The sequence below is a fragment of the Sphingobacterium sp. UBA5670 genome (assembly GCF_002420705.1).
In the GTDB taxonomy this organism is placed as follows: Bacteria; Bacteroidota; Bacteroidia; order Sphingobacteriales; family Sphingobacteriaceae; genus Sphingobacterium.
Genome location: NZ_DIIM01000017.1, coordinates 1 through 4,127 on the forward strand (window position 1 = coordinate 1; position 4,127 = coordinate 4,127).

The 4,127-nt window shown below is 40.3% G+C and carries 5 protein-coding genes; all 5 read right to left on the reverse strand.

Annotated features, from left to right (window positions below; genetic code table 11):
• Window positions 1-690, reverse strand: a 690-nt coding sequence (locus B3C94_RS14315; protein WP_293904811.1) for a hypothetical protein, incomplete at its 3' end; no start/stop codon positions are given.
• A gap of 290 nt (window positions 691-980) precedes the next feature.
• Window positions 981-1,241, reverse strand: a complete 261-nt coding sequence (rpmA, locus tag B3C94_RS14320; protein WP_293904813.1) for a 50S ribosomal protein L27 — start codon at window positions 1,239-1,241, stop codon at window positions 981-983.
• A gap of 43 nt (window positions 1,242-1,284) precedes the next feature.
• Window positions 1,285-1,596, reverse strand: a complete 312-nt coding sequence (rplU, locus tag B3C94_RS14325) for a 50S ribosomal protein L21 (protein WP_028068281.1) — start codon at window positions 1,594-1,596, stop codon at window positions 1,285-1,287.
• An 84-nt stretch (window positions 1,597-1,680) separates the two neighbouring features.
• Complete coding sequence (locus B3C94_RS14330; RefSeq protein WP_293904815.1) at window positions 1,681-3,723, reverse strand: M13 family metallopeptidase; 2,043 nt, start codon at window positions 3,721-3,723, stop codon at window positions 1,681-1,683.
• Between the two features lie 28 nt (window positions 3,724-3,751).
• A partial coding sequence (locus tag B3C94_RS14335) for a nitrilase-related carbon-nitrogen hydrolase (RefSeq protein WP_293904817.1) occupies window positions 3,752-4,127 on the reverse strand: 376 nt, incomplete at its 5' end.

Genomic DNA, 4,127 nt, shown 5'->3' on the forward strand with positions numbered 1-4,127 from the left:
CTTTAAATAGGTATTGCTTTTAAAACCGAATACCATGCCGTTTGTATATTGCAGCTTCCATCCTTTTCCAAGCCCCATCCTTGTGTAAAATACAGGTTCTATAAGCATGTTATCTTCCTTATTGGCTGGAAGGCCATCAATGGCAAAATTCTTCATACGCAAGTTACTCAGACGGATAATGGTACCATAATCAATATCATGCCGATTACCAAACAATTTCAGGGCATCTTTCTTTTCGGACGAAAAGTTCACCTGCACAAACACTTTTTCAAAATCCATATCCTGTGTTTCCACAATCGCCTGGCCCATCGTTGACGAACGCTTATCTACGACGCTGGTATTCCCCAGCCCATAGCCCCCGTAGACTTCAAATATACGATTATTCTTCCTGCCGAAGCGCGTATAATAACCTATCCCCGCTTCACCCATTTTTTGCGCATAGTCTTTGGTATTTGATTTATTATCAACATAGGACCCATTGGCAATGACAGCAACATGATCAGTCACAGCGACTCCCAAATTGGCAGATACATTTGCCTTGGTATTGATATGACCTGAAACATATACCTCGCCAGCCTCTGTAAACATAGGTGCCGAAGGTACATTAGGCATATAAATCGAACTACAGGAATAGAATGAACAGGCAAATAACCCAGCACACAAACCATATCCCAACTTGTTGTATTTCATAAATCGGTATTTATCTTAAAAACACCTATCCTTTATAAAAATTGTACCAAAGCTTTACATTTAACAGAAAATAACACTTTAGACAAACTCAAAAACCTAAAAGCCTCATTACCAACTGTAATAAATTCAACAACAAAGCGACAGTCCGCTCAGCTTTCATCATTTAAAGATTATGCAGCCACCATATAGGCTAGAAGCAATATAAGCTCAAATCGGAACAGCGGACAAAAGATGCGAACAAAAAAAGGCATCAATCTCTTGATGCCTTTTTCAAATATTGTTGCAAAACCTTACGCCTCTGTAGGAACTACAGATACATAAGATTTATTGTTAGCTTTTTTACGGAAAACTACTTTACCGTCTACTAAAGCGAACAATGTGTGATCTTTACCAATACCAACATTAGTGTCAGGATTGTGTTGTGTACCGCGTTGGCGAACGATGATGTTACCAGCGATTGCTTGTTGACCACCGAAGATTTTGATACCTAAACGCTTGCTATGTGACTCACGGCCGTTCTTAGAACTACCCGCACCTTTTTTATGTGCCATTTCTTTATCTTAATTTAAGACTATTGCCTGATTAAAAATTCAATTATAACGTAATACCAGTGATCTGGATTTTAGAAAATTGTTGACGGTGACCGTTTTTCTTTTTGTAGCCTTTACGACGTTTTTTCTTGAAAACGATAACTTTATCGCCTTTTAAATGAGACAAAATTTTAGCCGAAACTTTTGCACCAGCAACGCTAGGTGTACCAATGGTAAATTTACCACCGTCTTCTGCTAACAATACATTGTCAAATTCAATACTAGCGCCTTCATCTCCTTGTAAACGGTGTACAAAAAGGAACTGGTCTTTTGCAACCTTAAATTGCTGTCCTGCTATATTTACTATTGCGTACATTGTTAATTAATTAAATGTGTTATTAAATGAAGGGCAAAAGTAATCAGTTTTTATCATAATTCAAAGACAAATTTACTTTTTCGCTTACCAAACCAAAATTCTCTGCTCAGGTGCTACATACATTTTTGCAGTAGGCTGTACATTAAATGCTTTATAGAAGGCCTCCATATTGTATATGGGACCATTTACCCGAAATTGTTCGGGGCTATGTGGATCAACTTTTAAACGTAACCGCATGCGCTCATCGCTGCTCTTTACGCGCCACACTTGCGCAAAACTCAGGAAGAAACGTTGATCTGGTGTAAAGCCATCGATCTTCTCTTGGCTTTGCCCTTGTTTAGTCAATTTGAATGCGTCATAAGCGATGTTCAGACCACCAATGTCCGCCAGATTCTCACCTAAGGTGAGTTCACCATTTACATGTTGGTTGTCCAACAGTGTAAAACCGCCATATAACTTAGCTACCTGATTCGCTCTTTCAGTGAACTGTTTTGCATCCACTGCGGTCCACCAATCATTCAAGTTACCGTCTTTATCATATTGACGCCCCTGATCATCGAAGCCATGTGTCATTTCGTGACCGATAACGGCACCGATAGCGCCATAATTGATCGCATCGTCCGCATTGGCATCAAAGAACGGAAACTGCAAGATACCGGCCGGAAATACAATTTCATTATACGGTGGATTGTAATAAGCGTTGACGGTAGGTGTCGTCATCAGCCATTCCGCCTTGTCAACTGGTTTGCCGATTTTACCGGCCATTTCTTTATATGCATGCTTGGCAGCAGACTGTAAATTGGCATAGTAGGTATCTTTGGCAACCTCCACGTCACTATAATCTTTCCACTTCTCTGGATAGCCGATTTTTTTGGTAAAGGCCTCCAATTTTTCAATCGCTTTCTTCTTCGTCTCCGGTGTCATCCAATCCAATTTCTCAATACGGCTTTTGTACACCTTTTGCAAATTGTCGACCAGTTCGAGCATTCGTTTTTTTGCTTCGGGCTTGAAATACTCATCCACATACAATTTTCCAACGATCTCCCCCAAATTTTCATCTGCTGAACTGACCATCAGCTTCCAGCGTTCTTTTTGCTGTTTCTGGCCATTCAACGTTTTCCCAAATAATTCGAACTTTGCATCTCTGAAATCTTTACTCAACGCTGTCGCTGAAGCATTCGCTAAATCTGCTTTTAGTTTTGTTTTCCAAGTATCTAAGGATTGTGACTTCAACAGATTATTTAAAGCAAGATAGAATTTAGGCTGCTGCACCAAAATGGTATCGGTCTTTACATCCAATCGTCCCAAAATATCTTTCCAGTTTAAATTTGGCGTTTGTTTTTGGAATTCCTGAACGGCAAATTTATGATAGTTTTTGATTGGGTCTCTCAATTCGACTGGCGTAGCGTGGGATTTGGCAATTTCCGTCTCTAACCGCAAGACATCCTCTGCCGATTTTTGCGCATTTGCTCCCTCTCCGATCAGTCCGAATAATTTAACCAAATACGCGACATAAGCTGCCCTGATTTTCTTTGCTTTATCATCCTGGTCAAGGTAGTAACTGGCTTCAGGGAGATTTAGTCCACCCTGAAAAAACTGCAGGGCATTTTTAGTACTGATTCGGTCATCTGCCGCCACATAAAACGTAAAAAGATCTCCATCTCCCTCCTTAAAACCATCAGCTGCATAAGCGATCAGTTCATCCACGCTTTTCAACCCGTTGATTTTTTGGATTGTTCCTTCAATTGGTTTTGCCCCTAATTTATCAATCGTAACGGTATCCATACCGCTCGCATAAAAATCACCCGCTTTTTGCTGATCGGATCCTTTTTTGCTACCCGACTTCGCTGCACCTTCCAAAACAGATTTCAGTTTTTCCAGGTTCTCATTTTCAAGAATATAAAAAGAGCCCCAACCGGTCTCCGAAGCTGGAATCTGCGTATTTTTCATCCAGCTTCCATTCGCGTATTGGAAGAAATTATCTCCTGGATTCACCGTCGTATCCATTCCTGAAACATCAAAAAAATTTGTTCGGACCTCCTGAGCCGTATCACTTTTCTTATTTGACTGACATGACATCATCATTAAGACGATGGATAGCGTCCCCCATTTGATTTTTTGTACCATATTTTAGAGATTAAAAGAGTATTTAAATTTATTTTAAAAGTTTCACTTCGTACAAATCTTTTCGCCTATCCTTCTTGATTTTCACCGTACCGTATTCATGCAGATCTCTCAAGGCATAGAGATCAACATCGGCAATCAGGACCATTTCTGCATTCGGCGTTGCTTCTGCTTTAATGGCATTATTCGGAAAAGCGAAGTCTGAAGGGGTAAACACCGCCGATTGTGAATATTGAATATCCATATTGTTTACACGTGGCAAATTACCGACAGAACCAGCAATGGCCACATAGCACTCATTTTCTATGGCTCTAGCCTGCGCACAGGTCCGCACACGAATGTATCCGTTTTGTGTGTCCGTCATAAAGGGTACAAATAAAATTTGCATGCCCTGATCCGCCAAAATA

What these genes read in the sequence shown, in the direction of transcription:
- rplU (WP_028068281.1), bottom strand. Translation starts at nt 1,596, where the DNA reads ATGTACGCAATAGTAAATATAGCAGGACAGCAATTTAAGGTTGCAAAA.
- rpmA (WP_293904813.1), bottom strand. Translation starts at nt 1,241, where the DNA reads ATGGCACATAAAAAAGGTGCGGGTAGTTCTAAGAACGGCCGTGAGTCA.
- B3C94_RS14330 (WP_293904815.1), bottom strand. Translation starts at nt 3,723, where the DNA reads ATGGTACAAAAAATCAAATGGGGGACGCTATCCATCGTCTTAATGATG.